Annotated in this window: 6 protein-coding genes; 1 reads left to right on the top strand and 5 read right to left on the bottom strand. The window is 34.9% G+C overall.

Features of this window, described 5'->3' with window-relative positions; translation table 11 throughout:
* Window positions 1–275 precede the first annotated feature (275 nt).
* The gene (locus AC3AX0_RS08505) at window positions 276–782 is read right to left on the bottom strand and encodes a QueT transporter family protein (RefSeq protein ID WP_487549870.1); all 507 of its coding nucleotides are present in this window, start codon (window positions 780–782) and stop codon (window positions 276–278) included.
* A gap of 274 nt (window positions 783–1056) precedes the next feature.
* Here AC3AX0_RS08505 and AC3AX0_RS08500 point away from each other — a divergent pair, with 274 nt between their 5' ends.
* Window positions 1057–1338: a hypothetical protein gene (locus tag AC3AX0_RS08500; protein WP_487549869.1), complete on the top strand. Its 282-nt coding sequence runs from the start codon at window positions 1057–1059 to the stop codon at window positions 1336–1338.
* 95 nt (window positions 1339–1433) lie between these two features.
* Here the strand turns inward: AC3AX0_RS08500 and AC3AX0_RS08495 are convergent, their stop codons facing one another.
* From AC3AX0_RS08495 to AC3AX0_RS08480, 4 genes are read right to left on the bottom strand one after another with little or no spacing between them, the layout of a single operon-like run.
* Complete coding sequence (locus AC3AX0_RS08495; protein WP_487549868.1) at window positions 1434–1970, bottom strand: 2-oxoacid:ferredoxin oxidoreductase subunit gamma family protein; 537 nt, start codon at window positions 1968–1970, stop codon at window positions 1434–1436.
* A gap of 2 nt (window positions 1971–1972) precedes the next feature.
* Window positions 1973–2716, bottom strand: a complete 744-nt coding sequence (locus AC3AX0_RS08490; RefSeq protein ID WP_487549867.1) for a thiamine pyrophosphate-dependent enzyme — start codon at window positions 2714–2716, stop codon at window positions 1973–1975.
* Between the two features lies 1 nt (window position 2717).
* Window positions 2718–3776, bottom strand: coding sequence for a 3-methyl-2-oxobutanoate dehydrogenase subunit beta (locus AC3AX0_RS08485; protein ID WP_487549866.1), 1059 nt, complete (start codon window positions 3774–3776; stop codon window positions 2718–2720).
* Between the two features lie 11 nt (window positions 3777–3787).
* Window positions 3788–3988 (bottom strand): 4Fe-4S binding protein, encoded by a 201-nt coding sequence (locus AC3AX0_RS08480; protein WP_487549865.1) that lies wholly within the window; start codon window positions 3986–3988, stop codon window positions 3788–3790.
* Window positions 3989–4131 lie beyond the last annotated feature (143 nt).

Below are 4131 nucleotides of genomic sequence, written 5' to 3'. Positions count from 1 at the left end.
TTGTATTCTGAATCTTTCTTTCCTCTCCCCCGCCTATTTCAGGTATGATAAGAGGCGGATGAGGCATGAGATATCCACTTAAAATACTCATAAATAATTCCTCCTAATACTTTATATTCTAACTTTTCTATACTAAAATAGAAATATATATTTATTATATCATTTTTAAATAGAAATTTAAATTCATATCAAAAAACAAAAAAGAAAACATCGTATACCAGTGAAGTCTCGTGAGAATCGAGAACTGATGTACGATGTTTTTATTTCATTGTAAATTACTGAATTGTAATCATTTCAATAAATCTCTTGTTTGCAATAAGGACTTTAAAAAGAAGAACCCCTACTACTGATACTACTACAACTTCACCCAAGGCCACATAAATCATGGACATTAATAGAGGAAGCTGGAAAAGATAGTTGAGTTCGATTCCAATTATTATTCCATTGGCAATAACAGGACCAAGACTTGCTATTAGCAAGGCTTTAGTGTTAAATCCAAAACTTTTTCTCATCTGTACAATGAACATAAGGGCTATAAATGTAGCCGTAGTTCCAAATATTACATCCACTATTCCAAGAGGACTGAACATGTTTGCAATTGCACATCCAAGTGTAAGTCCAAAGACATACCTGGGGTTAAGGAATGCAAACAGTACAAGAACTTCTGAAATCCTAAACTGAACCTGACCATAACTTATTGGCTGAAACGCCAGTGTTACTACAACATACAATGCTGCAATCATGGCGCTTTTTACCAAATACTCTGTTGTAAAATTTTTCATAAAAAAAACTCCTTCACATAAGATTATGTTCCTGGAGTACCTACAGTAAATAAATATAAATATTTATTACTTGTTTTTTAGAGTGGGTACCAAGAAAACACTTTATTAAATTGTATCGTTCTTCACGACTTAAAAATTATACCAGTTTTGATGATATTTTGCAAGAGATTTTACATTTTTAAGGTTTTCATGTTGACTATTTAAATTTTAGTGCTATAATTACTACTTGGACAGGAATTGTCAAATAAATAACGATGAATTTAGGAGAATATATATGAAAACAATTATATGCATGCTTGTAACGGCGATAATGATTTTTTCATTATCTGCGTGTAGCAAAAGAGAGATTGGTATTGAAAGTGTTGATATTGGAATTGACAACATGTTCAGCAGCGAATATGTGAAAAACCCTATCAATAAACCCCTTATGGAAAATTTTGAGACAAAGGCATATGAAATAAGTCCTCTCAAACAATTCACAGGTATCGATATTGAAGAATATATTGAACCAGGAAACATTGAAACAAGAACCAAGGCATCTTTGAAAGTTCAATAATTTCAACTTGAAAAAACGAGACAAAGGAAAGAATTATCATTCCTTGTCTCGTTTTTTATTTTAAATCACTGCCTTTATTTCCATACTGATGTATATTATATGAAGTTATAGCCAAGTTTAAAAGCTTGAGAGTTGATAGCTTCAAATTTACCTTTACCTTTTTTGTTGAACATTTTGTTCATACCATCAAGACCTTCAGCTTCCGTGAAATCTCCCGTTGCTTTCGCAATTACTCCAGTCATGATAATATTGGCACCACGAGCATGTCCTATTTCCAGAGCCATTTGAGAACTTGGTACAGATATAACTTTTATATCATCTCTAACTGTAGTATCACAAGTTACAAGTGAACTGTCAATAACTACAGTTCCACCTGGTGTAACCAAATCAACAAATTTTTGGAAAGATGGGTTATTCATTGCTAAAAGAACATCCGGTTCTTCCTGGGCAGGATTATAAATCATACCCTCGCCAAATTTCACTGTACAATTGGCAGTTCCACCTCTCATGGCCGCTCCATATTGCGGAATCCATGTTGCATTCATATCTTTTGTTACGGCAATCTGGGAAATCACAAGACCAGAAGTAAGTACACCCTGTCCGCCTAATCCAGCAAATAATATTTCTTTCATGTCTATTTTGCCTCCCTTTTCTTAAGTTCACCTAAAGGATAATAGTCAAGTAATTCTTTATTTACCCTGTCAATTGCTTGAAGTGGTGTCATTCCCCAGTTAGTAGGACATGGAGACATAATCTCAACTAATGAATATCCTTCATTATTTAATTGAGCTTTAAGTGCATTCTTAATATAACCCTTCACTTTATTTACATATGCAGGAGTAGTAACAGCACCTCTAGCTACATAGGCTGCCTCTGGGAATGAATTCGCTACAAGTTCAGGAAATTTCATTGGCATTCCAGTTTTTTTACAATCTCTACCAAGAGGAGAAGTAATTGTTTTCTGTCCTGGCATAGTCGTAGCACTCATCTGTCCACCAGTCATACCATAGTTTGTATTATTAACTGTAATTACAGTAATATTCTCATTTCTATAAGCAGCACTTGTAGTCTCGCCTATTCCTATACTATATGCATCACCATCACCTTGATATGAAATTACCAATACATCAGGATTTGATCTTTTTAATCCAGTACATACTGCTCCACCTCTACCGTGAAGACTATCTATTTTATCTGCTTCCAAGGCTGCTCCCATAAGAGAATAGCATCCTACACCGATACTAACTATACAGTTCTTTTCCTGCTCTAATTCTTCAATGCATTCAGCCATAACTCTTGCAACAACACCATGACCACAACCTGGACAATAAGAGATCTGTTTACTTAGCATTTCTGGTACTTTTCTTGCTACTGCCATTTTAGTATACCTCCTTCATTTCACCATTGTTGACTTTGATGAAATCAGCTTTTATCTTCTTCATTGTCGGAACTCCATATACATAAGTCATACAATAAACAGGTTTTGAATCCTGCTTGGCTCTTTTTAATGTCAATGCAACATCCTCAACCATCTGTCCAACAGCATTTTCTTCTATAGAGATATATCCTTTAACATTAGAATTTACTTTTTCAAATGCTTTTTCTGGAAATGGCCATAATGTAATCGGTCTTATATATCCTACTTTATGACCTTCTTTACGAAGCTGTTTTACCGCTCCAACAACGGATCTTCCAGCAAGACCATAGGCCACCAATACATATTCGGCATCTTCCAGATATTCCGAATTCCACATTTGCTCATTTTCTTTTATGATTTCATATCTTTCTTTCATTTCAACAGCTTCTGCCAGTCTATCTCTATACAAAGGAGATATTCTAGGGAAAGAGTAAGTTCCATCTATAGCTCCGTGCCTTCTCTTAACTTCTTTCATTTCAGGAAAAGAACAAGATTCCATCATTTGACCCAATGATGCTTCTGTATGAAGTATACAACCCATTTTGTATTTGTCACCAAGATCAAATCCATGACCTATAAGTTCAACAGCTTCTTGAAGACTATATGGTGCTAACACAAAGTTTCTATAATCTCCACTTCCACCACCTCTAGTATCTCTAAGATAGTCAGATTGACCTGTATTAAGTGTTCCAAGTCCTGTACCATATCTTACTACATTTATTGCCAAAAATGGCAAATCTGAATCTGCCATATTTGAAATTGCTTCTTGCTTCAGTGTCATTCCAACACTTGAAGATGCTGTAAAACACCTAAGACCAGATGCCGCAGCACCAGTCAATATATTCATCGATGACTGTTCACTCTCTGCTTGAATAAATACACCGCCTACTTCGTCCATTCTAGTTGACAAGTATTCCATTATTTCCGTAGATGGTGTAATTGGATATCCTGCATAAAATCTTGCACCAGCTCTTATTGCGGCTTCCGCAAAGGCGTGATTACCTTTAATCATATCTTCCATTTTATTACCTCCTATTCTCCTGTGATTTCGAATACCCAGTCAGGGCACATAGTGTAACAGATTCCACATCCAATGCATTGATCATCATCAACAACTACTGGTCGGTATCCTGTAATGCTGATTTCATCGCTGAATGAAATAGCTTTTTTAGGACAAACATCTACGCATATACCGCATTCTTTACATCTTTCTTGTCTAAGTTTAACTTTCATGATTTTTTCCTCCATTCTTAATTAAATAAGTACACCTTATAATAAAGGTTCTTTTTAATAGATGTTGATTTACTTATAATATTGAACCTAATTAGTGTCTACTGAGTAAGTAGAATTTTTGATTAACCCGCCATCGTAAAAGG

This window comes from Dethiosulfatibacter sp., assembly GCF_983023055.1.
Note: the sequence above shows the minus strand (reverse complement) of the source record. Positions and strands in the feature narration are given on the sequence as shown.